The organism is Amycolatopsis sp. NPDC033938 (genome assembly GCF_055575975.1).
In genome coordinates this window covers 375,203-400,701 of the sequence record NZ_JBVIRO010000004.1, presented here as the reverse complement: position 1 = coordinate 400,701, position 25,499 = coordinate 375,203, and the positions used below count along the sequence as shown (strand labels likewise).

Genomic DNA, 25,499 nt, shown 5'->3' with positions numbered 1-25,499 from the left:
CCCGCAGGCCACGAGTAGGTACCTAAGAGAGGTTCGCTCTAGCCCGAATCACCACTCGTAAGGCCCGAGACCCGCAAAGTGAGGTTCAGCCGCCCCACCAGCCCCAACGCCGGATCAGCGGTGCCCGGCAAGACGCGAGGCACCCCGTGGAAGGCCAGCCGCGACTCCCCGCCGAACACGAACAGATCCCCCGACCGCAGATCGACGTCGGTGTAAGGCCGCCCGCGATCGGACGTGTTCCCGAACCGGAAGACGCAAGCGTCCCCGAGGCTCAGCGACACGACAGGCTCCAGCGACGCCTCGTCCCTGTCCTGATGCATCCCCATCTTCGCCGCGGAGTCGTAGAAGTTCACCAGCGCGATGTCGGGTTCGTACGACGGAACCCCGTAGGCGTCAGAGACAGCCCGCCTGCCCAGATCGCCCAACCACGAGGGAAACGGCAGCACCGGGGAGCCGTCGTCGGTCACCTTCGAATACCGGTACGGGTGCCAATGCCAGCCGAGGCAAACCGTCCGCACGGACATCACGCCGCCGTTCGGCAGCCGCGTCTGCCGGTAGCCACGCCAGCCACGACAGGCTTCGACCAGCCGGCGTTGCGCGTCGAAATCGAGCCAGTCGGGGATATGCACGGCACCGGGCGCGACTTCGGCGCGCGGGCGAGGGATCAGCGCGTCCACAGGTCGAGTTTGCCAGGCCGAGCGCCGATGATCCGGTGGCCCCGGAGCATGACCCCGGCCACGGCGAACCATCTCAGCACCCGCGGGAAGAAGCGCGGGCGAGACGGAGTGTCCGTGGCTGTCACAGCGGGGAAGCTGCCACATTCAGCCGAGAGAAGCCACCTTTCGGACTACTCCGATCGGCCGGTTGACCACACCGCGTTCACCCGGTCACAGCGAATCACCGAATTCGACCACGGTCACCCCGGCCTGAGCGGGGACCGGGTCGTTCATCGCAGCCAGCACCGCGGGGACGTCGTCGAGGCCGACCCGCTTGCCGATCATCCCGGCGAGATCGATCCCGGCGGTCTCCACCACCCGCAGCATCTCGGGGTACTCGTGCGCCTGCAGTCCGTGGATGCCGACGATTTCCAGCTCCCCGCCGATCACCCGGTGCATCGGGATCGGCGCGATGCCCTGCGCGGGCGGCATCAGCCCGGCCTGGACATGCCGTCCGCGTTTCCGCAGGCTGCCGATCGAGGCCGCGCACGTGGTCGGCGAGCCGAGGCAGTCGAGCGAGACGTGCGCGCCGCCGCCGGTCAGGTCGCGGACGTGCGCGGCGACGGCTTCGTGGCCTTCGAACGCGGACGCGTCCACGGTCACGGCCGCGCCCATTCGCGACGCCAGCGCCCTGGCCTGCGGAGACGGGTCGACGGCGACCACCGAAGCGCCTGCCGCGACGGCGAGCAGGATCGCCGAGACACCGACCCCGCCGCAGCCGTAGACCGTGACCCACTGGCCAGGCCGGACCCCGCCTTGGCGCAGCACCGCGCGGAACGCCGTCCCGAACCGGCAGCCCAGCGCGGCCGCCTCGGCGGCGGACAGCGAATCCGGCAGCGCCACGAGGTTGACCTCGGCGTTCTCGATGGCGACGTACTCCGCGAACGAACCCCAGTGGGTCGCGCCCGGCTGGAACTCGCGGTCGCAGATCTGCTGGTCACCGGCCGCGCACTGGGCACAGGTGCCGCAGGCGCAGACGAACGGGACGGTCACGCGGTCCCCGACCGACCAGCCGCGGACGCCCTCGCCGAGCGACGCGATCCGGCCGGCGAGTTCGTGCCCGGCGACGTGCGGCAGCTTCACCGACGCGTCGTGACCCTGCCAGGAGTGCCAGTCGCTGCGGCACACCCCGGTCGCGTCGACGGCGATCACCACCCCGCCGGGCGGCACGGACGGATCCGGCACCTCGCGTACCTCGGGCAGCACCCCGAACTCTTCGAAGACGACCGCCCGCACCGGCTCTCCTCTACGTCTGCGTCTCCCGGCCTCGCTGCGGCACCAGGCTCTCGCCGGGCACCGTACACCGGACCGCCCGTCCGCGCGGCGAGCGCGAGGGCCGCGGTGAGCCCAGAAGCCGGGACAGGGAGTCCGACGGCACCCCGAGGACCTCCTCGAGGTTTTTGAGCACCAGCAGGGATTCCGGCCGTTCGGGGCGGCAGCGCCCGGACTGCCAGTGACTCAATGTCGCGAGACTGACCGAACACCCCCGTCCGCGCAGCCGGTACCGGATCCGGTCGAGACCGAGACCCCTCGCCCTGATCGCCGCCCTGAGGGCGTCCGCGAACGGCCCGTTCTCCAGCAGCCGCCTGAGTTCACGTCCTTCCGCCACCCCCCGGTCGATGGTGTGTGTCCGCTGACCGGTCATTGTCATCGCCTTCGTACGCTCGCTAGCCACCCGGAATAGCGCAGCCTAGGCGCGCGAACACATGATCGGAAGGGTCTTGGATCACCTATCCGCCCGGCAGGCGGGTGACGTGTCGCGGACGCGAATTATGCAGGGACGTAGGGAAAATTCCCACCGCGCGACGCGGCCGAAATGTGTCCACAGTGGACACAGGGCGCGGTTCAGCGCAGCTCGACCGACAATGCCTGTGCGATCTCCTTGCCGATGGCGTGCGTCGCCGCGTCCGGCGGCGAGCCGACCTTGACCACCATCGGGCCGCCGAAGGGCTGTCGCTCGACGACCTCGATCCGCTCGCCGAGGCCGATGGCGTGCTCGGTGAGGTAGCGCAGGAGTTCCGGATCGGTGTCCCAGACGCGGACGATCTCGCCGACCGCGCCGGGCGGGAGGTCGTCGAGGATGCGCATCGGCAGCTCCTCGACGCTGCCGTCGGGGGCGGGGATGGGGTCGCCGTGCGGGTCTCGTACCGGGTTGCCGAGCTTCGCCGCGATCCGCTCGACGAGCCTGTCCGACACCGCGTGTTCGAGCGCGTCGGCCTCGGCGTGCACCTCGTCCCAGGTGTAGCCGAGCTCGGAGACCAGGTAGGTCTCGATCAGCCGGTGGCGGCGGAGCACCGAGCGGGCGAGCAGCCTGCCTTCGGTGGTGAGTTCGATCCCGCGGTACGGGACGTGCGCGACCAGCCCCAGCTGGGACAGCTTGGTGACCATGCCGGAAGCGGACGACGGGCTGACCTCCAGCCGTCCGGCCAGCGACGTGTTGGTGACGGCCTCACCGCGCTCCACCAGCCCGTAGATCACCCGGACGTAGTCCTCAACGGACGACGACCTGCGGCTTGCCCCTTCACCCATGCCCTGGAGTTTACGGCGTGGCTCACTCCGCGTGCGGCCGCCAGCGGTACCGGATCCAGCCGGGGACGGGTTCGGCGCCGAGCTGGGCGTAGAACGCCTCACCCTTCTCGTTGCCCTCCTGCATGTCCCATTCGACCCGGCCCGGCGTGCGGGCGCTCAGCTCGTCGAGCAGTTCCCGCCCGAGGCCGAAGCGGCGGTGCTCCGGACGGACGAACAGGTCGTCCAGCCAGATCCCCGGTTTGGCCTCCCACGTGGAGAAGTTCCAGCTGCAGAAGGCGAAGCCCGCGACCTTGCCCGGCTCGTCCGGCGGGGTGGCGAGCAGCACCCATGCCTTCGGATCGGGCCCGAAGAGGAACCCGGCCATCTCCTGGCGGTCGAGCTTCAGATCGTGTTTGTCCTCGTAGACCGCGTGCTCCTCGATGAGCGCGCAGATCTCCTCGATGTCGTCCGCGACGGCGTCCCGTACCGGCATCCGTTTCAGCTCCGTTCGTAGACGATGTCGCCGCCGACGGCGGTGGCGACGACGTGGATCGAATCCAAAGTGGACTCGTCGGTCGGGTCGGCCGAGAGCACGGCGAAGTCCGCGAGCTTGCCCGGCTCCAGCGTGCCCAGGTCCTTCTCGGCGAAAGCGGCGTACGCGGAGCCGTAGGTGTAGGCACGCAACGCCTCGGCCGGCGTGAGCCGCTCATCGGGGCCCAGCACCACACCGGACGCCGTCTTCCGCCGCACCATGTCCGCGAGCGCGAGCAGCGGTGCGCCTTCGACGACCGGGCGGTCCGAGCTGGCGGGGAGCACACATCCCGCGTCGAGCAGGCTCTTGAGCCGGTAGCACCACGGCTCGCGGCCGGGGCCGAGCGCGGCCCGCATCCCGTCGCCGATCTCGTTGACGAAGCGGCCCTGCGGTGAGGCGATCAGCCCGAGCGAGGCCAGCCGCTTCAGCTCCTCGGGCCGCAGCACCGCGCAGTGCTCGATGCGGTGCCGGTGATCGGGCCGCGGATCAGTCTTCAGCGCGGCTTCGTAGGCGTCGAGCACGACGGTGATCGCGCGGTCGCCGATGGCGTGCGTCGCGATCTGCCAGCCCGCCCGGTGCGCGGCGGCGATCGTCCGCGCGATCTCGTCCTCGGGCACCTGGAAGTAGCCGACGTTGTCCGGTTCCCCGGCGAACGGCTCGTGCATCGCGCAGGTGCGGCCGATCAGCGAACCGTCGGCGAACAGCTTCATCGCGCCGATCCGCAGCCATTCGTCGCCGAAACCGGTGCGCATCCCCAGGTCCAGCCCGAAGCCCGCGCCCGCATCCAGCTCATGCAGCACACTCGCCGCGACCATCACCGTGCTCCGCACCCGCAGCACCCCGCGGTCGCGGGCGAGCTGGTAGGCGGCGAGTTCGGCGGGGGTCTCCCCCACGAGGCCCCCGCCGATCCCGGCCTCCTGGACACTCGTGATCCCCTCGGCCAGGTAGCGCTCACTCGCCCTGTCCAGCCCGCGGACGACCCGCTCGACCGGCGTCGGATAGGTCAGCGGCCGCAACAACAGCTGGGCCTGCTCCCGCAGCAGACCGGTCGGCGCACCGTCCTCGTCGCGGACGACGTCGCCGCCAACCGGCACGTTTCCCAGGTCCAGCCGCTCCAGCACCGCCGAGTTGACCACGGTCATATGCCCCGACGTGTGCTTCAGCCGCACCAAGAATCCCGGGGCGGCGCGATCGAGGCCGTACCTCGTCGGATGCCCGCCTTCGAGCTTGTTCTGGTCGTAGCCGCTGCCGATGATCCACGAGCCCGGCGGCAGCCCGGCCGCGCGCCGCGCGACGGCCTCGTACACCTCGTCCACGCTGCGGCAATCCGAAAGCGGGACGTCGTCGAGCGCCATCCCGAACCAGGCCATGTGGTTGTGCGCGTCATGGAAACCGGGCACCACCACGGAGCCACCGAGATCGACCCGGCGCTTCGCGGAAAGCGCGGCCGCATCGTCGCCGAGGGCGACAATGCGCCCGTTCAGGGTGGCAAGCGCCGCGGATTCCTCCGTTCCAGTGAGGAACCGGGCGTTCTCGTAGACCGTGTCGACCCGCATGGTTTTGACCCTATCGATCGATCGATCGCCTCGTCTAGGCTCGGCGTCATGAGCACCGTGGACTACGAACTCGACGATGGCACCGCAGTGATTTGGTTGAACCGTCCGGAACGGCTCAACGCGGTGGTCGCCGAACTGGTGGACGACCTGCTGGAGGCGCTCGACGCGGTCGCCCGGTCCGACGCGCGAGCGGTGGTGCTGGCCGGTCGCGGACGCGCGTTCTGCGCCGGGCACGATCTCAAAGAGCCCACCCCCGAGGGTGATTCACGCCCGCGACTCGACCGGCTACAGGACGTGACACGCCGCCTTCGCGGGCTCCGCCAGCCCGTCATCGCCGCTGTCCACGGCTACGCGATCGGCGCAGGCGCCGAGTTCGCGATGGGCTGCGATCTGATCCTCGCCGCCGAAGACGCGGTGTTCGCCTTCCCCGAGGTCTCGCTGGGCCTGAGCGTCACGGGTGCCGCGTCACGGCTGCTGCCGTTGCTGGTCGGCCCGCTGAAGGCCAAGGAACTGCTCCTGCTGGGCGAGCGGGTGAGCGGCGCCAAGGCGCACGAACTGGGCCTGGTCAACGCCGCCCTGCCCGCCGACGAACTGATGGCCACCGCGCTCGGCTGGGCGAGCCGGATCGCCGCGCATCCGGCCGCCGCGGCCACCATGGCCAAACGCGCCCTCGATTCCGGCATCGACAGTTCACTCGACGCCGCACTCGAACTCGAAGTCAGCCACGCGCTGATCACCGAGCACTCCGCCGAGGTCGCGGCCTCGGCCGAAGCGTTCCGGAGCCGCACATGACCTCGCTCGCCGGGATCGACACCCTCCTCGGACTGACCACCCGCGCCGCGGCACTGTGGCCCGGCAAGACGGCGTGGATCTTCGACGCCACCGGCGAACGCTTCACCTTCGCCGACGTCGACAGGCGCAGCACGGAGTTCGCCCTCGCGCTCCTGGAGCTCGGCGTGGAACCGGGCGACCGGGTCGCCGTGATGCTGCGGAACCAGCCGGAGTTCCCGTTGCTGTGGCTGGCGCTGGCCAAGATCGGCGGCGTCCTCGTCCCGGTCAACACCGGCTACCGCGAGTTCGACGGCGCCCACGTACTCCGGCATTCCGGCGCCAGGTTCGCCGTCGCCGCCGAAGAGTTCCTGGAGCTGCTGAACAAGATCGCGCCGGAGACCTCGCTGGAACGGGTGCTGACCCCCGGCAAACTCGTGGCGCCCCAGGACGGCGCCTGGCTGACCTTCTGGTCCGAAGGCGAGCGCCCGGTCAACATCCAGTACACCTCGGGCACCACGGGCGCCCCCAAGGGTTGCGTCCTGCCGAACCGCTACTGGACGACCCTGTCCATCAGCCTGGCGACGGACTTCCCCATGGTCGGCGCGGACGACGTCATCCTGACCGCGCAACCGTTCCACTACATCGATCCACAGTGGAACGTCGCGCTGGGGCTCGCGGGCGGCGCGACGCTGGTGGTGCTCGACCGCTTCCACCCGTCCACGTTCTGGGAGAAGGTCCGCGAACACGGCGTCACCTGGTTCTACTGCCTCGGCCTGATGCCCACACTCCTGCTGCGGCAGCCGGAAAGCGAACTGGACACCGCGCACCAGGTCCGCGCGATCTGCGCGTCGGCCATCCCGCGCGACCTGCACGCCGCGCTCGAAGCCCGCTGGAACACGCCGTGGTACGAGGCCTTCGGCATGACCGAAACCGGCGGTGACATCCGGATGTACCCGCCCGATCACGAGGAGACGATCGGCACCGGCTGCCTCGGCAGGCCCGCGCCCACCCGCGAGGTGATGATCGCCGACGCGGACGGCAAACCCCTGCCACGCGGCGAAACCGGCGAACTCCTGATCCGAGGGGTCGGCCTGATGCACGGCTACCACGACGACCCGGAAGCCACCGCACGCGCGTTCGAAGGCGGCTGGTTCCACACCGGCGATCTGGCCACAATGGACGACCAGGGCCGCGTCTACTACGTGGGCCGCACCAAGGACATGATCCGGCGCAGCGGCGAGAACATCTCCGCCGACGAGGTCGAACGGGCCCTGCAGCTGCATCCGGCGGTCAAGCTCGCCGCCGTCGTCGCGGTACCGGACGAGATCCGCGGCGAGGAGGTCAAGGCGTACATCGTCCTCGACGAAAACGAGGGACACGAGTGCGAACCGGCCGAACTGGCGGAGTTCTGCTCGGCGAAACTGGCCTACTTCAAGGTTCCCCGGTTCTGGGCGGTGCGGGAGGAGCTGCCGATGACCCCGTCGGAACGGGTCGCCAAGGGCGAGCTGAAGAAGGTGGCCGACCCGCGTGCCGGGTCGTGGGACAGGACCACCGGCTCATGGCTGTGAGCACTCGCGAAAGGGTCCGCCAGGCGGCGGTGAAACTGTTCGCCACCAAGGGTTTCCACGGCACCGGCATCCGGGACCTCGCCCAGGAGGCGGAGCTGTCGTCCGCCAGCCTCTACCACTACATGGGCACCAAAGAGGATCTGCTGGTGGCCATCATGAACGAGTCGCTGCGGCGGCTGCTCGACGCGGCGGAGCAGGCGACCGCCGGACTGGCCGATCCCGTGTCGCGGCTCGGATCCCTGGTGGCGCTGCACGTCCTCGCGCACGCCATCCAGCCGGATGACACCCGCGTGGTGGACAACGAGGTCCACGCGCTCACCCCCGCGGCCAGGGCCGAGGTGGTTGCGCTGCGCGACGCCTACGAACGGCTGTGGGCGGACGCCATCGAAGACGGTGTCGCGGCAGGTGTCTTCCACACCGGTCAGCCTTCGGTCACCCGGCTCGCGCTGGTGGAGATGTGCAGCGGGGTCGCGCGCTGGTACTCGCCGCACGGGCCGCTCACCCTGGACCAGCTGGCCTCGCACTACGCCGAACTGGCGCTTCGGGCGCTCGGCTGCGCTGAACCGCTGGGGCCCGCCCACCTGCAAAACTGCCGTGAAGTGGTCTCAGGAGTGTGGCGAGTGCCCGTTTAGCGGCGACTTTAGGTCCGTACGCCTTGCTCAGACGGCTTGTCTGGGGGACGCTCGAAGGGTGACTGAGCAAACGATCCAACTCGAACTGGACGACTCGGGTCTCTCGCCGGCGTTGCCGGTGCCTTCGAACCCCCGTGATCAGGTGCAGGACGTCCCCTACCGCCCGGTGGGCTTCCGCGACGACGACCTGCCCACGGCGCTCGAACGGTGCGCGACATGGCTACGCCAGGCTCAGGAGTGGCTCGGGGAACCGGTCGATGTACTGGCCGTCCATCTCGACTATGACGACCGCAAGGGTTCGCCGTATTACGACGTGAAACTTCTCTGCAACGAAGAGGACCTGGCCGGGGTCCCGATCGCGATGCGGAACCAGAAGGACGACGACGAGGACGAGAGCTAGAGAGAGACCGACGCTATGAAAGGTCCTTTCCTTGCAAATTTTGCAAGGAAAGGACCTTTCATAGCATCCGGGCAGGTGAGCCCGGCAGCGGCCGGCCGTGAAGGGAGCCTTCGCGCAGCAGGGGTGGCGCTGGGGAGTGGGCCGGGTTGGTCGTGAGTGGCGATTCGTGTTCTAACCCGAATCGCCACTCACGACCACCTGTACCCACGTCTCAGCCCAGGGTTCCGCCGACCTTGACGTGCCCCTTCAGCAGGTTGCGGGCGATGGTCCGGCGCTGGATCTCGTCGGTGCCCTCGTAGATCCGCAGCAGCCGCAGTTCGCGATACCACCGCTCGACCGGCAGTTCCCGCGTGTAGCCCATCCCGCCGTGGATCTGCAGGACGCGGTCGACGATCTCGTTCGCCTTCACCCCGCCGTAGAGCTTCGCCATCGACTGCGCGTGCCGGGAATCCAGCTTCTGGTCGACCTGCCAGGCAGCGTGCAGCACCAGCCAGCGCAGCGCCTCCAGCTCGACGCCGGAGTCCGCGATCATCCACTGGATCGCCTGGCGCTCGGCGATCTTCTGCCCGAACGTCTCCCGGGTGTTGGCGTGCTCGATGGCCATCGAGATCAGCCGCTCGCACGAACCGATCGCGCGGGCGGGCAGCAGGTAGCGGCCGGCGCCGATCCACTGCATGGCCAGGTCGAAACCGTGGCCGAGTTCGCCGAGGATCTGCGTCTCGGGCACGCGGACGTCCTCGAAGACCAGCGACGCCGGACCCCATTCGCCCATGGTGTCGATGTACTCGGACTTCCAGCCCGCGTCGCGGTCGACGAGGAAGCAGGTGACGCCGCCGTTCGCGCCCTTCTCCGGGTCGGTGATCGCGAAGACCATCACGAAGTCGGCCTCGTTACCGCCGGTGATGAAGGTCTTCTCGCCGTTGATGACCCAGTCGGTGCCGTCCTTGCGGGCGGAGGTCCGGATGGCCTTGGCGTCCGAGCCCGCGCCGGGTTCGGTGATCGCGAAACAGGATTTGCGCTCGCCCGAGATCGTCGGGAGCAGGTAGCGCTCCTTCTGCTCGTCGTTGGCGTAGTACAGGATGTTGTCCGCCGTGCCGCCGAAGCGGAACGGGACGAACGTGCGGCCGAGTTCGGCCTCCAGTAACGCCGTCATCACCGCGGACAGGCCCATGCCGCCGTACTCCTCGGGCGTCTGCACGCCCCAGAACCCGGACTCCTTGGCCTTCAGCTGCAGCTCGCGCAGTTCGTCGGAGGTGAGCCCTGGCTCACCGGCGCGTTCGCGGCGGAGCACCTCCTGCTCACGCGGCATCAGCTCACGCTGGACGAACGTGCGGACCCAGTCGCGCACTTCGCGTTCCTCGACGCTGAGAGAGAAATCCATGGTCGGCCCGCTCCTCCTCGACATTACTAAGCGCTTGCTTAGGCCAAGGGTACCGCTTCGGTTGTCGAACACCGAGAACCTGTCATAAGTTTTCGCAACCTGTTCTCACCTCGTCGAAGGGCACCCATGAGCACGAAGGAACCCGCGACGAAGCGGGACCGGACGCATTACCTCTATTTGGCCGTGATCGCCGCCGTACTCCTCGGCATCGCGGTCGGCATCCTGTTCCCGCAGGTCGGCAAGGAACTGAAGCCGCTCGGCACCGGCTTCGTGAACCTCATCAAGATGATGATCTCGCCGATCATCTTCTGCACGATCGCGCTCGGCGTCGGCTCGGTGGCGAAGGCCGCGAAGGTCGGCCGCGTCGGCGGGCTCGCGATCGGCTACTTCCTGGTGATGTCGACGGTCGCGCTGGTCATCGGCCTGGTCGTCGGCAATCTGCTGCAGCCCGGCGCCGGACTGCACCTGACCCCGGAGATCGCCGAAAAGGGCCAGGACCAGATCGCCAAGAGCGAGGGCACGGTCGACTTCCTGCTCGGCATCATCCCGAAGACGCTGGTTTCGGCGTTCACCGAGGGCGAGGTGCTGCAGACGCTCCTGGTCGCGCTGCTCGCCGGGTTCGCGCTGCAGAAACTGGGCACGAAGGGCGAGCCGATCCGCCGCGGCATCGAGCACATCCAGCGGCTCGTGTTCCGGATCCTCGCGATGATCATGTGGGCGGCCCCGATCGGCGCGTTCGGCGCGATCGCCGCCGTCGTCGGCGAGACCGGCTGGAAGGCACTGCAGAGCCTCGCGGTGATCATGCTCGGCTTCTACATCACCTGCGCGCTGTTCGTGTTCGTGGTGCTCGGGCTGATCATCGGCCTGCTGGCCAGGGTCAACATCTTCAAGCTGCTGAAATATCTCGGCCGTGAGTTCCTGCTGATCCTCTCGACGTCGTCGTCGGAATCGGCGCTGCCGCGGCTGATCGCGAAGATGGAGCACGCCGGCGTCTCCAAACCAGTCGTCGGGATCACCGTGCCGACCGGGTACTCGTTCAACCTCGACGGCACCGCGATCTACCTCACGATGGCGTCCATCTTCATCGCCGACGCGCTCGACAAACCGCTGACCATCGGCGAGCAGATCTCCCTGCTGGTGTTCATGATCATCGCGTCGAAGGGCGCGGCCGGGGTCACCGGCGCCGGGCTCGCGACGCTGGCGGGCGGGCTGTCCTCGCACCGGCCGGAACTGGTCGACGGGGTCGGGTTCATCGTCGGCATCGACCGGTTCATGTCCGAGGCCCGCGCGCTGACGAACTTCGCGGGCAACGCCGTCGCGACCGTGCTCATCGGCACCTGGACCAAGGAGATCGACCGCGACCAGCTGGACCGGACCCTGAACGGCGAGTCGCCGTTCGACGAAGCGACGCTGCTCGATGAGAATTCGAGTGAAGCCGATGCGGAATCGGGTAAGAAGGAGGTGTGATCGAATGTGCGGTCCGCTGGTCGGAGCCCCTGTCCGCTGAGCCCCGGTTCCTGGCCCTGCTCGACAAGCTCGAGCAGGGCCGGTACGACACCTATCGCCAGGACATCGACAAACGCCGGTTCCTGACCGGCCGTGTGCTGGCGAAGACCATCACCGCCGAGCGGCTCGGTCTGGCCGTCGAGGACGTGAGCTTCGACGCGACCTGCGACGACTGCGGCAAACCGCACGGCCGCCCCAGGGTGCCCGGCGCGCCGCTGATGCTGTCGATCTCGCATTCCGGCGACCTCATAGGCGTCGCGGCCACCGCGGGCACCCCGGTCGGCCTCGACGTCGAGACCGCCACGAGGCGGGCCGACGATTCGCTCATCGAGTACGCGCTGAGTCCGGCCGAGCGGGCGGCGGTGTCCGGTCTGCTCCCCGAACAGCGGACGACGGCGTTCTTCACCTACTGGACGCGCAAGGAAGCCGTCATGAAGGCCACCGGGAAGGGCCTGAAGATCCCGCTGCAGAGCATCACGTTCTCCGGGCACGACGAGGAGGCGCGGCTGGTCTCTTCGGGTGACCCGGCCCTCGACCCGGCGCGGACGCGGCTCGTGGACCTGAAGGCGGCCGAGGGCTACCGGGCCGCCGTCGCACTCCTCACTTCCGACGAAATCTCGGTGAGCGAGACGCGTTTCGTCCTCTGAACGCGGGGGGAGCTAGATCTCCAGGCCCATCGCGGCCAGCAGGGTGCGGAACTTCGCCGACGTCTCGTCCAGCTCGGTCTGGGGGTCGGAAGCGGGCACGATGCCGCCACCGGCGTACAGCCGCATGGAGGTGTCGGCGATCTCCGCGCACCGGATCCCGACGGCCCATTCGCCGTCTCCGGCCGCGTCGACCCAGCCGACGGCGCCCGCGTAGTACGCGCGATCGAACGGTTCGAGCTCCCCCACCAGCGAGCGGGCCGCGTCGGTCGGGGTGCCGCAGACGGCGGGCGTCGGGTGCAGGGCGGCGGCGAGATTCAGCGCGGTGACGTCCTGGTCGAGCAGCTCACCGGTGACGGTCGTCGAGAGATGCCAGATCGCCGGCGTCGAGACCAGTTCGGGGCCACGGACGTCGAGCGTGCGGCAGAACGGCCGCAGGATCTCGACGACGGATTCCACCACCACGGCGTGTTCGAGGTGGTCCTTTTCGGACGCCAGAAGCGCCTCACCATTGGCCTTGTCGATCGCCGGGTCCGCCGACCGGGGCATCGACCCGGCATGCGGCCGCGACAGGACGGAGCCGCCGGTGCGGGACACCAGGAGTTCAGGGGTGGCGCCGACGAGCGTGCGCCCGCCGGGCAGCTGCACGGCGTACGTGGTGTGCCGGGGGTTGCCGTTCGCGAGGTTCCGGACGACGTCGGTGACCGGAACGGCTCCGGCGAAATCGAGGTCGAGCGCACGGGCCAGCACGACCTTGCGCAGGTCGCGTTCGCGCAGCGCCGAGACGGCCGCGCGGACGGCGGCCAGATGTGCCTCCGGTTCAGGCACCGGAGTGACCTTCACCGGCTGCGGAAGCGCAGTTCGCGGCGGTACGGCGGCTTGGCCGGACGACGCGCGATGGACCGCGCGCGGCAGGACCAGATGCCCCGGCGTGGACGTGCCCTCGCTGGTGTCGAAGGGCAGCACACCGACCGCGATCGGGGCACCCGACTCGGCGAACAGCCCGGGCAATGCCCGGGACAGCCGCGCCGGATCGGTTTCGGTCGCGGTGGCCGCGGCCCCGCTCGCGAGGAGCGCGTGCCGCGCGGTGGCCAGGAGGAAGTCGCCCCGCTCGTAGCGGGCGGCCAGGTCTGCCGGGGTCGCCGGTGCGGTACTGGTCGTCACCCCACCAGCCTCCCAGGCTCCGGCTGAGACCAGGGGAAAGTGTTGCCCGGGCAACAGCCTCTCGGGCAACACCTTCCCTCGGACAGCCCGCGTGCGTTACTTCAGCGCCTCGAGGAGGGCCTCACGCTGCCGCTCGCCCAGGCCGGCGGCGCGCCGGTCCGGGTCGATTCCGGCCTGCTCCAGCAGGGCGGCGACCTTGACCGCGCCCAGGCCGGGCACGGCCTTCAGCAGCTGCGTGACCTTCGTCTTGCCGATGGTCTTGTTCTCCTTGGCCTGCTTGAGCACCTTGTCGATGCTCTCCTTGCCGGACTTGATCGACGCAAGCAGCTCGGAGCGCGCCTTGCGAGCCTCAGCCGCCTTGGCGAGGGCATCGGCGCGCTGCTCCGGAGTCAACGTGGGCAGAGCCAACGTAGTAGTCCTTTCATCTCAGGTCTCCGCTTTCGCGGCCGACGGCCATTTACCCGTGCTTGCAGCCGCAAGCGCTGGCCAGCCGTCTCTGTACCACGGCCCCAGTAAACGCCACCTGTTCCGTGGCCGTGAAACCGACACGCACTTATTACCCCTCGACCACGCCCTGGGCAACCCGCCCCAGCCTGCGGAAACACGCCTTTCGGGCGGCGATTCGATGGCGTTCATCACCCTTATGAGCGATACCGCCACTTCACACTGTTAGCCATTTTTCGTTTGACGGTAAGAAAAAGACGAATTATTGACGATCTTGACCCGAACCGGCGGCCACCCGTTAGCGCGACACTGTGACCGAACGGTTGCCTGCGACGTTACTGACCAGTTCACCCCACCCGGATTAGAGTCGGCGCAACCCCAGTTCACCGGAGAACGAGCAGCGCGGGAGTACACGATGTTGAGCACGATGCAGGACGGACAGCTGTCGTTGGCCAGGCTGCTCCGCCACGGCACGACGGTGCACTCCGAGAGCGAGGTGATCACCTGGACCGGTTCAGAAGCCCGTCGCGAGACCTACGGTGAGCTCGGCAAGCACGCCGCGCGGCTCGCCAACGCCCTCCGGAGCCTGGGTATCACCGGTGACCAGCGGGTCGGCACCTTCATGTGGAACAACGCCGAGCACATGGCCGCCTACCTGGCCATCCCCGCCATGGGCGCGGTGCTGCACACGCTGAACATCCGGCTGTTCCCCGAGCAGCTGGTCTTCGTCGCCAACCACGCGGAGGACCAGGTCGTCATCGTCGACGGCACGCTGGTCCCGCTGCTGGCCAAGCAGCTCCCGGAACTGAAGACGGTGCGTCACGTCATCGTGGCCAACGGCGACCCCTCCACCCTCCCGGCGCCCGAAGGCGTCCAGGTGCACTCCTACAGCGAACTGCTGGCCGGCCAGCCCGACACCTTCGACTGGCCCGAGGTGGACGAACGGTCGGCCGCCGCGATGTGTTACACCTCGGGCACCACGGGTGACCCGAAGGGCGTCGCGTACTCCCACCGGTCGATCTGGCTGCATTCGATGCAGGTCACCATGTCCGACAGCATGCGGCTGGCCCAGCACGACAAGGCCCTCGCCATCGTCCCGATGTTCCACGCGATGGCGTGGGGCATGCCGTACGCGGCGCTGATGGTCGGCGCTTCGCTGCTCATGCCGGACAGGTTCCTCCAGCCCGCCCCCATCGCGCAGATGCTCGACGCGGAGAAGCCGACCTTCGCCGGCGCCGTCCCCACCATCTGGCAGGGCCTGCTCTCCCACCTCGACGCGAACCCCCAGGACATCTCGCACCTGCGCGAGGTCGTGGTCGGCGGTTCGGCCGCGCCGCCGTCGCTGATGCACGCGTTCGAAGACCGCTACAACGTGCCGATCCTGCACGCCTGGGGCATGACCGAGACGTCGCCGCTGGGCAGCGTCGCGCGTCCCCCGGCGGCCGCGACCGGCGAGAAGGCCTGGGAGTACCGCTACACGCAGGGCCGGTTCCCGGCGTCGGTCAGCGCCAGGCTGATCGGCGACAACGGCGAGGAACTGCCGTGGAACAACGAAAGCGTCGGCGAACTCGAAGTACAGGGCCCGTGGATCGCGGCGTCGTACTACAGCGGCACGAGCGACGAGGAGCCCGACCCGGAGAAGTTCCACGACGGCTGGCTGCGCACCGGCGACGTCGGCAAGATCAGCCCGGACGGCTACCTCACGCTGACCGACCGCGCTAAGGACGTCATCAAATCCGGCGGCGAGTGGATCTCGTCGGTGGACCTGGAGAACCAGGTGATGGCGCATCCGGCGGTCGCCGAAGCCGCCGTCGTCGGCATCCCCGACGAGAAGTGGGACGAGCGCCCGCTGGTCGCCGTCGTGGTCAAGGAGGGCCAGAGCGTCACGGCCGAGGAACTGCGCGCCTTCCTGGCCGACAAGGTCGCGAAGTGGCAGCTGCCGGAGAACTGGACCTTTGTGGACGAAGTCCCCAAGACCAGCGTCGGCAAGTTCGACAAGAAGCGGCTGCGGGCCTTCCACTCCGAGGGAAAGCTCGACATCAGTCAGCTCTAACGGGTTAATCTCCCGCGCGCCTGCCCTTCCGTGAAGCGCATCTTGAGGGACGCTGTCCCCCAAGATGCGCTTCACGGCTTTGGCGAAGGGTTTCATTGGTGCGTAAGACAAGCAGGCGCGCGTTCCTTGCGCTGGCGGGAGCGACCGCGCTCTCCGCCTGCGGGTCCAACACCGTCCAATCGGGAAAACCACCGCCCTCCACGGCCTACTCCGCCGCCGCGACCCGGCCGAAGCCGAAGCCTGTCGACCTTTCGCAGTGGTACCACCCCTATCCCGAACCCGGGGTGCAGGAAGCCGTCACGCGGTACGCGGCCGCGTACCAGAAGTCCAAGGTCGCGGTGCAGTGGAATCCCGACGACTACGAAACGAAACTCGCCGCGGCGCTGCAGGCCGGTCCGGTTCCGGACATCTTCGAAGGCCAGGTCACCCTCGACCGCGTCCGGCAGAATCTTCTGGTCCCGCTTGACGACATCCTCGCGCCCGTGCGCGGCGACTTCAATCCTTCGGTGCTCGCGGCCCAGACTGTGGACGGCAAGACGTACGGGATCCCGCAGGCGCTAGACACCCAGGTTCTCTTCTACCGCAAGAGTTTCCTGCAGGAGGCCGGGGTAAAGCCGCCGCAGACACTCGACGAACTCGTCGACGCGGCGCGGAAACTGTCCAAGGACGGCGTCAAGGGCCTGTTCGCCGGCAACGACGCGGGCGCGGCGGCACTCGCCGGACCGTTGCTGTGGGCCGCGGGTCTCGACTACGTCAAGGACGGCAAGTCCGTCGGCTTCGACGATCCGCGCGCCGCGACCGTGTTCGGGAAACTGCGTGACCTCAACGGTTCGCTGCTGCTGGGCGCCCCGGTGGACTGGGCGGATCCGATCCCGTTCATCGACGGCCTCGCCGCGATGCAGTGGACCTGGCTGGCGAACCTGCCGAAGATCCAAGACACCATGAAGGACGACGTCGGCGTTCTGCCCTTTCCCCGGCTCGACGCGGCGGGCGCGGCTTCGGTCCCGGTCGGCGGGATGAGCGCGATGGTGCACTCGAAGAGCCTGAACCCCAACGCCGCCAAGGACTTCGTCAAGTGGCTGTGGCTGGAAAGGACCGACTTCCAGCAGGAGTTCGCCACGAAGTTCGGCTTCCACCTGCCCGCACGGCTGAGCGTCCTCGACAAGCTCGCCCCGGCGAACGACGCCGCCCGGCTGGTCAAGGAGAACGGCCGCGCCGCCGGTCCACTGTGGACACCGGCGGCGAACACCGCGCTCGTCGACGCGGTGGGCCGGATCGCCCGCGACGGCGCCGATCCGGCCGCCGAGACGAAGACGGCGATCGAAGCCGTCAAAGCCGAACTGGGTCGCCTGTCCGCGTGAACCACCGCGAACGGACGTAGGCGACGATCAGCACGATCGACAGGACCACCGCTCCGCCGTCGGTGACCACGGACGGCAGGACACCCGGCCAGCCGTACTCTTCGATCGCCGCCCGGTGCACCTCGAACGGCACGACGAACACGCCGCAAGCCTGGCCGACGTTGATCGCGAGCACCGGCCAGAACAGCCATCGCCAACGGAACCAGACGAACAGACCGAGCGCGTTGCCGGCGATGAAGATGTTCCCCACCAGCCGCAACGCGCTCAGATAGGCCGGTGCGTCCTCGGTCGGCGCGCCCTTGAGCCGCATGCTCCGCTCGATCAGGTCCAAATCGATGATGACGAAATTCTGCAGCGCCGTCCCGAGTACGAACACGACCGACAAGAGCACGGTGACCAGGCGGGTCTTCGGTGTCCAGAGCATCACTTCCCCCGATCTCTATCAGTGATAGAGACAAATCTATCACTGATAGAGTCGGCGGGGTGGCACGTAAAGGCTCGCTGGAGAAGCACAAGATCACCGAAGCCGCCGTCGAGCTGCTGAACGAGACCGGTCTCGCGGACTTGAGCACCCGGAGGCTCGCCGCGAAACTCGGCGTCAGCTCACCGACGCTGTACTGGCACGTGAAGGACAAGGCGGAACTGCTGGACCTCGTCGCCGAAGCCATCTGTGCCGACGCCTTCGAGATCGACCAGGCCCTGCCATGGCGCGAACAGCTCGCGAGCGGACTCCGCCAGTTCCGCTCCCTGCTGCTCAGCCACCGCGACGCGGCAACGCTGCTGCGGGAACGGCCGCCGACCGGGCCGCATCGGCTGGGCCATATCGAAACCACCGCGCGGATCCTGCTGGAGGCCGGCTTCTCCGAAGAGGACACGGCGGGTATTTCGCGACTGCTCACGGCACACGTGCTCGCCTCGGTGGAAACCCTCCCCGCACGGCGGCCGGACGAAGGCTTCCTCGAACGACTAGCGGCCTACCCCCACGTGCGCAGGCTCGGTCCGGCTTTCGCGAAGCAGAGCAGCGAGGACCTGTTCGAGCTCGGCGTCGAGGTGATCCTCGACGGACTGGAAGCCCGGCTCTAATCCCCCGAACAGCCCCAAATCGCGAGTTCGACGGCGACGTCGTCCTCGTAGAGCAGCGCACAGTTCGCGCTCCAGCGCGGACGGCGTTCGTAGGGCAGCCGTCCCGCCTTGTCGAGTTCGTCGAAGGTGGCCACGGACGGCTCCTCGGTACCGAAGGCGATGAGGAGTTCGGCGTCGGTCAAGGGCCGGATCGTGCCGAAGTCGTCCTCACCCGTGGCGCTGATGAACTCGTGGACGTCGAGCACGGAATGAGTCCCGGATTCCTGGACGCTCTCGACCTCGTACAGCTCCTCGAGCGAATCCGGGCGGCCGAGCTCGTCGTCTTCCCAGCGGTAATCGCCCTCTTCGAAGACGCGCGCCTTCATCGCGTCCAGCGCCGCTTCCGGATCGCCGTCGAACCGGCCACGGACCGACCAGGCCGAAGCTCCCACCGGGCCACCTCCTCACTCGCCAAGCGACCAGCGTAACGAGCGCGGCGGGGAATGCTTTGGTATTCGGCCGAACGTGACAAATTTTCGCATTACCCTTTTCTGGCGTTCACCCCACGGCTAACGTCTTCCGGCATCGTCCTTCCACGACATCCACCCGCGACGACTGGGGGCACCGCCATGTCCGACATCTCCAGGCGCACCTTCACCGCGGCGGGCGCCGCCGGCGTCGGCCTCCTGCTGTGCACGCCGACCGCCAACGCCCTCGACCGGGCACTGGCGCTCACCACCGGCCGCGCGGTGCGCACCGCGGGTACCACGCTCGAATCCGCCGCCGCACCACTGAAAAGCGGCCCCGGCTACACCCGGCTGACCGCGGGTCCCGGCTGGCCGCTCGTGGTCCGGGGCGAGCTCGCCGCCCCGAAGTCCGGCCGCGACGACCGCCGCCGCGCGGTGGCCACGTTCGCCCAGTTCACCGACCTGCACTTCACCGACGCCGAGAGCCCGGCACGGTTCGAGTACCTGCACCCGTTCATCGGTTCGGCGCACCGGCCACAGGAGACGCTCGGCCCGGTCGCGACGACGGCGCTCGTCGAACGGGTGAACAGCCTGAAGGCGGGCCCGTTCACCGGCAGGCCGATCGACTTCATGGTGACCACCGGCGACAACACCGACAACCACGAACTGATCGAACTCGAGTGGTTCCTCAAGGTGCTCAACGGCGGCACGGTGAATCCGACCTCGGGTGACCCGAACCGGCACGAAGGCGTCCAGACGTCCGGGTCTTCGCACTACTGGAATCCCGGCAAGGCACTGGACGACGAGTACACGAAGAAGGGTTTTCCGCAGCTGCCCGGCCTGCTCGGCGCGGCGTCGAACACCTTCACCTCACCCGGTCTCGACGTCCCGTGGTTCTGCACCTTCGGCAACCACGACGACAGCATCGTCGGCTCGCTGCCGGATCTGCCGGGGATGGCCGCCTGGTACACCGGCCGCTTCAAGGTGATCGGCAAAGACGAGACGACGTCGCGAAAACTCGCCAACGCGATCAACTCCGGCTCCGGTGTCCCGATCACGGAGCTGTTCGGCGGTTCGGGCACGATCCGCGAGATCACCCCGGACGAGCGGCGGCGGCCGTTCAGCACCGCGGAATTCGTGCGGCACCACCTCGACGCCGCCAACACCGGGCCGGGTCCGGTGGGCCACGGGTTCAGCGACGACAACGCCGACGGCCGGAACGTGTACTACACCTTCCGCATCGCGCCGGGTGTCATCGGGATCAGCCTCGACACCACGACAATGGCCGGACTGGCCGACGGCTCGATCGGGCTCGGGCAGTTCACCTGGGTGGAGAACACGCTCAGGCGCAACAGTTCGACGTACTACGACTTCTTCGGGCGCAAGGTCACGCAGAACGTGACGGACGAGCTGTTCATCCTGTTCAGCCACCACACCAGCGACACGATGGGCAACGTGCTGCCGGACGCGCGGCATCCGCTGGAGCCACGGCTCAACGGCGACACGTTCGTCTCGCTGTTGCACCGGTTCCCGAACGTGCTGGCGTGGGTCAACGGGCACACGCATCGCAACAAGATCACCCCGCACCCCGGCAAGACGGCGAAGCAGGGCTTCTGGGAGATCAACACGGCGTCGCATATCGACTTCCCGCAACACGCGCGGATCATCGAGGTCGCCGACAACGCCGACGGCACGTTGTCGCTGTTCACCACCCTGATCGAGGCCGAAGCGCCCTACGCGGTGGAGTACTCCGACACCTCCACGCAAGCGCTTGCGTCGCTGTACCGGGAGTTCTCGTACAACGACATCCACGCTTCACTGGGCGCCGTCGGCACCGCCCAAGACCAGAACACGGAACTCCTGTTGCCGAACCCCCTCGCCTGATCCGACCGCTCGCCGGCCCCTGCATTCAGAGGACGAAATGCCGACGTCCGGTGGACGAGTGTTTACATACTTCGCGTGACCGGCGAAAATCCCTTGCCTACTGGGTGGACACGAGGGATGGAGCCGGGATGCGCGTGCGAGGGCTGCTCACACTGCTGACGATAGCGACGATGACCGTGGTGACGGCGCAGACGGCGGACGCGAGCCCGGGTCGCCCGGACGACGACGAGTCGATCGACTACCACGAATGGTCCGGTCACCACGGATTCCGTGACGGCAGGCTGGAAGGGCTCGACCTCGAACACGGCGCACTGCGTATCGGCCGCCCGATCGGCACCATCGAGCACACCGAACCCGTGCTGGGCACCACGAAGACCTACGAGTACGGCCAATGGACGTCGAGGAGTCATACGCAGGGCTTCGACGCTTCGCAGCTGGTCGCCTCGTGGAACGCGAAGACACCGGCCAAGACCTGGCTCAAGATCGAGGCGAAGGGCCGTACCGCCACGGGTACCGAGACCACCTGGTACGTCATGGGCCACTGGGCGAGCGGCGACACCGACATCAAACGCACCAGCGTCGACGGCCAGAGCGACGCCAACGCGGCCGTCGACGTGGACACGCTGGTCATGAAGGCCGGCGTCGCGCTCCGGTCGTACCAGCTGCGGATCAGCCTGTACCGCGAGGCCGGGTCGCGCGCCACGCCGTCGGTGACCTCGATCGGGGCGATGACGTCCCTGGTCCCGGACCGGTTCGAGGTCAAGGCGACGAAACCGGGCCGCGCCACCGGGATCGAGCTCAAGGTGCCCGCATACGCCCAGAACCTCCACAAAGGACACTTCCCCGAATACGGCGGCGGCGGGGAGAACTGGTGCAGCCCGACGTCCACCGAAATGGTCGCCGAGTACTGGGGCAAACGGCCCAAGCGCGAGGACATGGCGTGGATCCCGGAGGGTTACGTCGATCCGACCGTCGCGTACGCCGCCCGCTACACCTTCGACTACGCATACGACGGAACCGGCAACTGGCCGTTCAACACCGCGTATGCCGCTTCGCTCGGTCTGCGCGGCCACATCACCCGTTTGCACTCCTTGAACGAACTCGAAAACTACATCGCGCGCGGCATTCCGGTGATCACCTCACAGTCGTTCAAGGCCGAGGAACTCGACGGCGCGGGCTACGGCACCGCCGGGCACATCATGGTCGTCGTCGGCTTCACGAAGGACGGTGACGTGATCGCGAACGATCCGGCCGCGAGCAGCAACGACCGGGTCCGGCATGTCTACAAGCGACACCAGTTCGAGACGATCTGGCAGCGCACCAAGCGGTACAACACGAATGGCGGCGTCTCCGGCGGTCCTGGCGGGATCGTCTACATCATCACTCCGCACTGAATCAATTCCCCACCCATGCGGATGTCGCGATCCGGGGTCGTTCCGTGGCAAGCTTCGGAGTCGACTACCCGGAGGTGGGCATGCCGTACGAGGTCCAAGGCGTCGTTTCCCGCGCCAAGGGCGCACCGGTCTCGCTGGAATCCGTGATCGTGCCCGATCCCGGGCCCGGCGAGGCCGTCGTCTCGGTCAAGGCGTGCGGTGTCTGCCATACCGACCTGCACTATCGCGAGGGCGGGATCAACGACGAATTCCCCTTCCTGCTCGGCCACGAGGCGGCCGGCTTCGTGGAGGCCGTCGGCGAGGGCGTCACGGACCTCGAACCCGGCGACTACGTGATCCTGAACTGGCGCGCGGTCTGCGGCACCTGCCGGGCCTGCCGCCGGGGCAGGCCCTGGTACTGCTTCTCGACGTTCAACGCCGACCGGCCGATGACGCTGGCCGACGGCACCGCCCTGTCACCCGCGCTCGGCGTCGGCGCCTTTCTCGAAAAAACGCTTGTCCACAGTGGACAATGCACGAAGGTCGACCCCGCCGCCGAACCCGCCGTCGCCGGACTGCTCGGCTGCGGGGTGATGGCCGGTCTCGGCGCGGCGCTGAACACCGGCGCGGTGGGCCGCGGCGATTCCGTCGCGGTCATCGGCTGCGGCGGTGTCGGTGACGCCGCCATCGCCGGAGCGAACCTTGCCGGGGCGAAGACCATCGTCGCCGTCGACACCGACGACCGGAAACTGGCCTGGGCCAAGGAGTTCGGTGCCACGCACACGCTGAACAGCAAGGGGCTCGACGAAGACCAGGTCGTCGAAGCGCTCCAGGGGTTCACCGACGGCTTCGGCGCGGACGTCGTGATCGACGCGGTCGGCAGGCCGGAAACCTGGCGGCAGGCCTTCTACGGCCGCGATCTGGCGGGCACCGTCGTGCTCGTCGGCGTCCCGACCCCGGACATGCGCCTGGAGCTGCCGCTGATCGACTTCTTCTCCCGCGGCGGCTCGCTCAAATCGTCGTGGTACGGCGATTGCCTGCCCTCACGCGATTTCCCGATGCTGATCGACCTCTACCTCCAGGGCAGGCTTCCACTCGACAAGTTCGTCACCGAACGGATCCCGCTCGACGGCGTCGAGAAGGCCTTCGAACGCATGCACCACGGTGACGTCCTCCGTAGCGTGGTGACGTGGTGAAACTCTTCACCGACGCCGATTTCCCCGCCGACCCGTACCCGGGAGCGCGGCCAGGGCATTCGTTCGTCCACTTCGACGGCGCGGGGCACAGCCTCGACACCGCGCCGGAGGGCTGGCGCGAACGTCAGGCCGTGCTCGCCTACGGCTCGAACGCGTGTCCGGCCAAGATCACCTGGCTGCGGGAGAACATGGGCCTGACCGGTCCTGTCGTCGTCTGCCACGCGCGCTGCAGCGACCTCGCCGCGGTCTGGGCGTCCGGCCTGCGGTTCCGCGACGGGCAGCGGCCCGCCACCCTCGCCGCGGCACCGGGTGTCGTCGAGGAGCACTCCGTCTGGTTCGCGACACCCGATCAGCTCGCCGTCCTCCACCGATGCGAAGGCAACGGCCGGCGCTACAACCTGGTGCGGCTGACCGCGCCCGCCATCACCCTCGACGACGGCACCGTGCTCGACGACGTGGTGGCCTATGTCGGCGCCGCGGACATCCGGCTGCCGATCCTCGTGGACGGCAGGCACATCCGCGTCGCCGACCTCGAACAACGCCGGGCCGCGGCACTGCAGGGCATCCCCGCCGAGACACACGGCCTGGACTGCACGCTGGTCGACGCCGGGACGCTGGTCAGAGAAGCTTCCCGGGATTGAGGATCCCGGAGGGGTCGACGGCCTTCTTCGCCGCTCGCAACACCTCGACCCCGATCTCCCCGATTTCCGCCGCCAGGTAGGGCGCGTGGTCTACGCCGACGGCGTGGTGGTGCGAGATGGTGCCGATCCCGGTGATCGCCTCCGACGCCGCGGCCTTGGCGCGCCGCCACTGCCGGATCGGGTCGTCCTCGTCCCGTGCGGTGAGCACGGTGAAATACAGCGACGCGCCCGTTTCGTAGGCGTGGGAGACGTGGCACATGATGATCGCCCTGCCGAGCGTGGCGGTGAGCGCGGCACGCACGGCGTCGCGCAGGTCGCTCAGTTCGGCCCAGTACGCGGCCGTCTCCAGGGTTTCCACGCAGACGCCGTTGTCCAGCAAGGCATCCCGCTGCCGTGGACCGGAGAACCGGCCACGCCGCCAGGATTCGCCGAGCGCCGCTCCGATGCGGACGGCGCCGAACGGCTCCAGCACCCGGGTGGTGTCCTGACGCCGCCGCGCGACCTCGCGTTTCGACGCGCCTTCCCAGCCGACGATCAGCAGGCACGGATTCGAAACCCCGCGCGCACGGAGATACCGGCGCAGCGCCTTGGTCTTCCAGCCGCCGTTGAGCGCCAGCGAGACCTCGCTTTCGTCCGCGTCGGACAGCCGGGTGACGTCCGCGAGCGCGTGCCGCTGGGCGAGTTCACGCACCGCGGCGGTGCCGTTCTCCCAGCCGTCGAGGACATAACCCTCATAGCGGCGTACTTCCGGCACCGGGCGGACGCGGAGGGCCACCTCGGTGATCACGCCGAGCGTGCCTTCACTGCCGACAGCGAGCTGCCGCAGGTCGGGTCCGGCCGCCGACGCCGGCGCGACACCGAGTTTCCATTCGCCACGCGGGGTGGCGAGCCGGACACCCGCGACCATGTCCTCGAACCGGCCGTAACCCGACGAAGCCTGCCCGGCGGACCGGGTCGCGGCGAATCCGCCGATGGTGGCGCGTTCGTAGGACTGGGGCACGTGCCCGAGAGTGAACCCGTGCGCGGCGAGCAGCCGATCGGCCGCCGGGCCGGTCACCCCCGCCTGCAGGACCGCGATCCGCGACACCGGGTCGAGCGAGACCAGCTCGTCGAGCCGGGTGAGGTCGAGCGCGAGCACCGCGCTCTTGTCCCCGCGCAACGCCGAAACCCCGCCGACCACCGACGTCCCGCCGCCGAACGGGACGACACCGACGTCGTGCCGTGCGCAGATTTCCAGTACCGACTGGACTTCGCCGGGATCTCCCGGCAGGACGACGGCGTCCGGCACCGGAAAGTCACCGAACCCCCGGCGCCGCACCAGGTCCAGATAGGACAAGCCACTCGCCCGCGCGAGCCGTTCCCCGGGCGCCAGCAGCACGTGCTCGGCGCCGACGACCGCCTCGAGGTCCTGTTTCGGTTGTTCGCCCAGCGCCGAATCCGGCACGGACAGGGCTGAAATCCCCGCGAACGGCGCCGCCGGGCCCAGCGGGCCGATACGCTGGACGAGCCACCTGAGCGCCTTCGCCGGAAGGTGGGCCGCGTCACCGGCCTCGGGCGTCCACGCTCGTCTTAACAGGTGGTCAATAGGCTCCGTCACGACTACAGTGTTACATATGGACGTAAAACGTCACTCACCTGCG

At 68.5% G+C, this 25,499-nt stretch carries 26 protein-coding genes; 13 read left to right on the top strand and 13 right to left on the bottom strand.

Annotated elements, in window-relative coordinates; all coding sequences use genetic code 11:
• Positions 1-38: 38 nt before the first annotated feature.
• The 7 genes from ACZ5ZX_RS14740 to ACZ5ZX_RS14710 all read right to left on the bottom strand — a co-directional run bounded on the left by ACZ5ZX_RS14740 (position 39) and on the right by ACZ5ZX_RS14710 (position 5,312).
• A complete protein-coding gene (locus ACZ5ZX_RS14740; protein ID WP_465502499.1) occupies positions 39-677 on the bottom strand; it encodes an alpha-ketoglutarate-dependent dioxygenase AlkB family protein in 639 nt (212 codons plus the stop codon).
• On the bottom strand, positions 665-802 hold the full coding sequence (locus ACZ5ZX_RS14735; RefSeq protein ID WP_465502498.1) for a hypothetical protein: 138 nt from the start codon (positions 800-802) through the stop codon (positions 665-667). The genes ACZ5ZX_RS14740 and ACZ5ZX_RS14735 overlap by 13 nt, the downstream gene beginning before the upstream one ends.
• An 85-nt stretch (positions 803-887) precedes the next feature.
• On the bottom strand, positions 888-1,952 hold the full coding sequence (locus tag ACZ5ZX_RS14730; protein ID WP_465502497.1) for a zinc-dependent alcohol dehydrogenase family protein: 1,065 nt from the start codon (positions 1,950-1,952) through the stop codon (positions 888-890).
• 10 nt (positions 1,953-1,962) lie between these two features.
• Complete coding sequence (locus ACZ5ZX_RS14725) at positions 1,963-2,367, bottom strand: transcriptional regulator (protein WP_465502496.1); 405 nt, start codon at positions 2,365-2,367, stop codon at positions 1,963-1,965.
• A 194-nt stretch (positions 2,368-2,561) separates the two neighbouring features.
• Entirely contained in the window at positions 2,562-3,245 is a 684-nt protein-coding gene (locus ACZ5ZX_RS14720; RefSeq protein ID WP_465502495.1) for a metal-dependent transcriptional regulator, read from the bottom strand.
• A gap of 22 nt (positions 3,246-3,267) precedes the next feature.
• Positions 3,268-3,717, bottom strand: coding sequence for a GNAT family N-acetyltransferase (locus tag ACZ5ZX_RS14715; protein WP_465502494.1), 450 nt, complete (start codon positions 3,715-3,717; stop codon positions 3,268-3,270).
• A 5-nt stretch (positions 3,718-3,722) separates the two neighbouring features.
• Complete coding sequence (locus ACZ5ZX_RS14710; protein WP_465502493.1) at positions 3,723-5,312, bottom strand: amidohydrolase; 1,590 nt, start codon at positions 5,310-5,312, stop codon at positions 3,723-3,725.
• 48 nt (positions 5,313-5,360) lie between these two features.
• On the opposite strand from ACZ5ZX_RS14710, the gene ACZ5ZX_RS14705 reads away from it, so the two are divergent.
• Genes ACZ5ZX_RS14705 through ACZ5ZX_RS14690 form a run of 4 tightly spaced genes read left to right on the top strand, consistent with a single transcriptional unit; the run spans position 5,361 to position 8,683 of the window.
• On the top strand, positions 5,361-6,104 hold the full coding sequence (locus ACZ5ZX_RS14705) for an enoyl-CoA hydratase/isomerase family protein (protein WP_465502492.1): 744 nt from the start codon (positions 5,361-5,363) through the stop codon (positions 6,102-6,104).
• Positions 6,101-7,651 carry an AMP-binding protein gene (locus ACZ5ZX_RS14700; RefSeq protein ID WP_465502491.1) on the top strand — a complete coding sequence of 517 codons (1,551 nt, stop codon included), beginning with the start codon at positions 6,101-6,103 and terminating at the stop codon, positions 7,649-7,651. The genes ACZ5ZX_RS14705 and ACZ5ZX_RS14700 overlap by 4 nt, the downstream gene beginning before the upstream one ends.
• The gene (locus tag ACZ5ZX_RS14695) at positions 7,642-8,283 is read left to right on the top strand and encodes a TetR/AcrR family transcriptional regulator (RefSeq protein ID WP_465502490.1); all 642 of its coding nucleotides are present in this window, start codon (positions 7,642-7,644) and stop codon (positions 8,281-8,283) included. The genes ACZ5ZX_RS14700 and ACZ5ZX_RS14695 overlap by 10 nt, the downstream gene beginning before the upstream one ends.
• A gap of 58 nt (positions 8,284-8,341) precedes the next feature.
• Positions 8,342-8,683, top strand: coding sequence for a hypothetical protein (locus ACZ5ZX_RS14690; RefSeq protein WP_465502489.1), 342 nt, complete (start codon positions 8,342-8,344; stop codon positions 8,681-8,683).
• Between the two features lie 211 nt (positions 8,684-8,894).
• Here ACZ5ZX_RS14690 and ACZ5ZX_RS14685 read toward each other — a convergent pair whose 3' ends face one another.
• Positions 8,895-10,064 (bottom strand): acyl-CoA dehydrogenase family protein, encoded by a 1,170-nt coding sequence (locus ACZ5ZX_RS14685; protein WP_465502488.1) that lies wholly within the window; start codon positions 10,062-10,064, stop codon positions 8,895-8,897.
• Between the two features lie 126 nt (positions 10,065-10,190).
• Here ACZ5ZX_RS14685 and ACZ5ZX_RS14680 point away from each other — a divergent pair, with 126 nt between their 5' ends.
• Together ACZ5ZX_RS14680 and ACZ5ZX_RS14675 are read left to right on the top strand one after the other, a co-directional pair.
• The gene (locus ACZ5ZX_RS14680) at positions 10,191-11,531 is read left to right on the top strand and encodes a cation:dicarboxylate symporter family transporter (RefSeq protein WP_465502487.1); all 1,341 of its coding nucleotides are present in this window, start codon (positions 10,191-10,193) and stop codon (positions 11,529-11,531) included.
• A complete protein-coding gene (locus ACZ5ZX_RS14675) occupies positions 11,528-12,217 on the top strand; it encodes a 4'-phosphopantetheinyl transferase family protein (RefSeq protein ID WP_465502486.1) in 690 nt (229 codons plus the stop codon). The genes ACZ5ZX_RS14680 and ACZ5ZX_RS14675 overlap by 4 nt, the downstream gene beginning before the upstream one ends.
• Before the next feature lie 12 nt (positions 12,218-12,229).
• Here the strand turns inward: ACZ5ZX_RS14675 and ACZ5ZX_RS14670 are convergent, their stop codons facing one another.
• Together ACZ5ZX_RS14670 and mihF are read right to left on the bottom strand one after the other, a co-directional pair.
• Positions 12,230-13,378, bottom strand: coding sequence for an isochorismate synthase (locus ACZ5ZX_RS14670; protein ID WP_465502485.1), 1,149 nt, complete (start codon positions 13,376-13,378; stop codon positions 12,230-12,232).
• A gap of 96 nt (positions 13,379-13,474) precedes the next feature.
• Positions 13,475-13,786 (bottom strand): integration host factor, actinobacterial type, encoded by a 312-nt coding sequence (gene mihF, locus ACZ5ZX_RS14665; RefSeq protein WP_005155963.1) that lies wholly within the window; start codon positions 13,784-13,786, stop codon positions 13,475-13,477.
• A 451-nt stretch (positions 13,787-14,237) separates the two neighbouring features.
• On the opposite strand from mihF, the gene ACZ5ZX_RS14660 reads away from it, so the two are divergent.
• On the top strand, positions 14,238-15,875 hold the full coding sequence (locus ACZ5ZX_RS14660) for a long-chain fatty acid--CoA ligase (protein ID WP_465502484.1): 1,638 nt from the start codon (positions 14,238-14,240) through the stop codon (positions 15,873-15,875).
• A gap of 98 nt (positions 15,876-15,973) precedes the next feature.
• Positions 15,974-17,236, top strand: coding sequence for an ABC transporter substrate-binding protein (locus ACZ5ZX_RS14655; protein WP_465502483.1), 1,263 nt, complete (start codon positions 15,974-15,976; stop codon positions 17,234-17,236).
• Here the strand turns inward: ACZ5ZX_RS14655 and ACZ5ZX_RS14650 are convergent.
• Positions 17,205-17,660, bottom strand: a complete 456-nt coding sequence (locus ACZ5ZX_RS14650; protein ID WP_465502482.1) for a hypothetical protein — start codon at positions 17,658-17,660, stop codon at positions 17,205-17,207. The two genes, ACZ5ZX_RS14655 and ACZ5ZX_RS14650, sit on opposite strands and share 32 nt — an antisense overlap.
• A 59-nt stretch (positions 17,661-17,719) precedes the next feature.
• Here ACZ5ZX_RS14650 and ACZ5ZX_RS14645 point away from each other — a divergent pair, with 59 nt between their 5' ends.
• Positions 17,720-18,319, top strand: coding sequence for a TetR/AcrR family transcriptional regulator C-terminal domain-containing protein (locus ACZ5ZX_RS14645; protein WP_465502481.1), 600 nt, complete (start codon positions 17,720-17,722; stop codon positions 18,317-18,319).
• Here the strand turns inward: ACZ5ZX_RS14645 and ACZ5ZX_RS14640 are convergent.
• Entirely contained in the window at positions 18,316-18,750 is a 435-nt protein-coding gene (locus ACZ5ZX_RS14640) for a hypothetical protein (protein ID WP_465502480.1), read from the bottom strand. The two genes, ACZ5ZX_RS14645 and ACZ5ZX_RS14640, sit on opposite strands and share 4 nt — an antisense overlap.
• Positions 18,751-18,927: 177 nt before the next feature.
• Here ACZ5ZX_RS14640 and ACZ5ZX_RS14635 point away from each other — a divergent pair, with 177 nt between their 5' ends.
• From ACZ5ZX_RS14635 to ACZ5ZX_RS14620, 4 genes are all read left to right on the top strand, one after another.
• Positions 18,928-20,649 carry a TIGR03767 family metallophosphoesterase gene (locus tag ACZ5ZX_RS14635; RefSeq protein ID WP_465502479.1) on the top strand — a complete coding sequence of 574 codons (1,722 nt, stop codon included), beginning with the start codon at positions 18,928-18,930 and terminating at the stop codon, positions 20,647-20,649.
• Positions 20,650-20,777: 128 nt separating this feature from the next.
• Positions 20,778-22,043, top strand: coding sequence for a peptidase C39 family protein (locus ACZ5ZX_RS14630; protein WP_465502478.1), 1,266 nt, complete (start codon positions 20,778-20,780; stop codon positions 22,041-22,043).
• An 80-nt stretch (positions 22,044-22,123) separates the two neighbouring features.
• Positions 22,124-23,218 carry an S-(hydroxymethyl)mycothiol dehydrogenase gene (locus tag ACZ5ZX_RS14625; RefSeq protein WP_465502729.1) on the top strand — a complete coding sequence of 365 codons (1,095 nt, stop codon included), beginning with the start codon at positions 22,124-22,126 and terminating at the stop codon, positions 23,216-23,218.
• Positions 23,212-23,859, top strand: a complete 648-nt coding sequence (locus ACZ5ZX_RS14620) for a gamma-glutamylcyclotransferase (RefSeq protein ID WP_465502477.1) — start codon at positions 23,212-23,214, stop codon at positions 23,857-23,859. The genes ACZ5ZX_RS14625 and ACZ5ZX_RS14620 overlap by 7 nt, the downstream gene beginning before the upstream one ends.
• On the opposite strand, the gene ACZ5ZX_RS14615 is transcribed toward ACZ5ZX_RS14620, so the two are convergent.
• Positions 23,837-25,456, bottom strand: coding sequence for an FAD-binding oxidoreductase (locus ACZ5ZX_RS14615; RefSeq protein WP_465502476.1), 1,620 nt, complete (start codon positions 25,454-25,456; stop codon positions 23,837-23,839). The genes ACZ5ZX_RS14620 and ACZ5ZX_RS14615 overlap by 23 nt on opposite strands.
• Positions 25,457-25,499 lie beyond the last annotated feature (43 nt).

Bases quoted from the DNA above. Each gene is read 5' to 3' on its own strand.
- ACZ5ZX_RS14725 (WP_465502496.1), bottom strand. From the start codon at position 2,367: ATGACAATGACCGGTCAGCGGACACACACCATCGACCGGGGGGTGGCG.
- ACZ5ZX_RS14685 (WP_465502488.1), bottom strand. From the start codon at position 10,064: ATGGATTTCTCTCTCAGCGTCGAGGAACGCGAAGTGCGCGACTGGGTC.
- ACZ5ZX_RS14635 (WP_465502479.1), top strand. From the start codon at position 18,928: ATGTCCGACATCTCCAGGCGCACCTTCACCGCGGCGGGCGCCGCCGGC.
- ACZ5ZX_RS14625 (WP_465502729.1), top strand. From the start codon at position 22,124: ATGCCGTACGAGGTCCAAGGCGTCGTTTCCCGCGCCAAGGGCGCACCG.
- ACZ5ZX_RS14650 (WP_465502482.1), bottom strand. From the start codon at position 17,660: ATGCTCTGGACACCGAAGACCCGCCTGGTCACCGTGCTCTTGTCGGTC.
- ACZ5ZX_RS14705 (WP_465502492.1), top strand. From the start codon at position 5,361: ATGAGCACCGTGGACTACGAACTCGACGATGGCACCGCAGTGATTTGG.
- ACZ5ZX_RS14720 (WP_465502495.1), bottom strand. From the start codon at position 3,245: ATGGGTGAAGGGGCAAGCCGCAGGTCGTCGTCCGTTGAGGACTACGTC.
- ACZ5ZX_RS14700 (WP_465502491.1), top strand. From the start codon at position 6,101: ATGACCTCGCTCGCCGGGATCGACACCCTCCTCGGACTGACCACCCGC.
- ACZ5ZX_RS14695 (WP_465502490.1), top strand. From the start codon at position 7,642: ATGGCTGTGAGCACTCGCGAAAGGGTCCGCCAGGCGGCGGTGAAACTG.
- ACZ5ZX_RS14710 (WP_465502493.1), bottom strand. From the start codon at position 5,312: ATGCGGGTCGACACGGTCTACGAGAACGCCCGGTTCCTCACTGGAACG.
- ACZ5ZX_RS14715 (WP_465502494.1), bottom strand. From the start codon at position 3,717: ATGCCGGTACGGGACGCCGTCGCGGACGACATCGAGGAGATCTGCGCG.
- ACZ5ZX_RS14630 (WP_465502478.1), top strand. From the start codon at position 20,778: ATGCGCGTGCGAGGGCTGCTCACACTGCTGACGATAGCGACGATGACC.
- ACZ5ZX_RS14680 (WP_465502487.1), top strand. From the start codon at position 10,191: ATGAGCACGAAGGAACCCGCGACGAAGCGGGACCGGACGCATTACCTC.
- ACZ5ZX_RS14660 (WP_465502484.1), top strand. From the start codon at position 14,238: ATGTTGAGCACGATGCAGGACGGACAGCTGTCGTTGGCCAGGCTGCTC.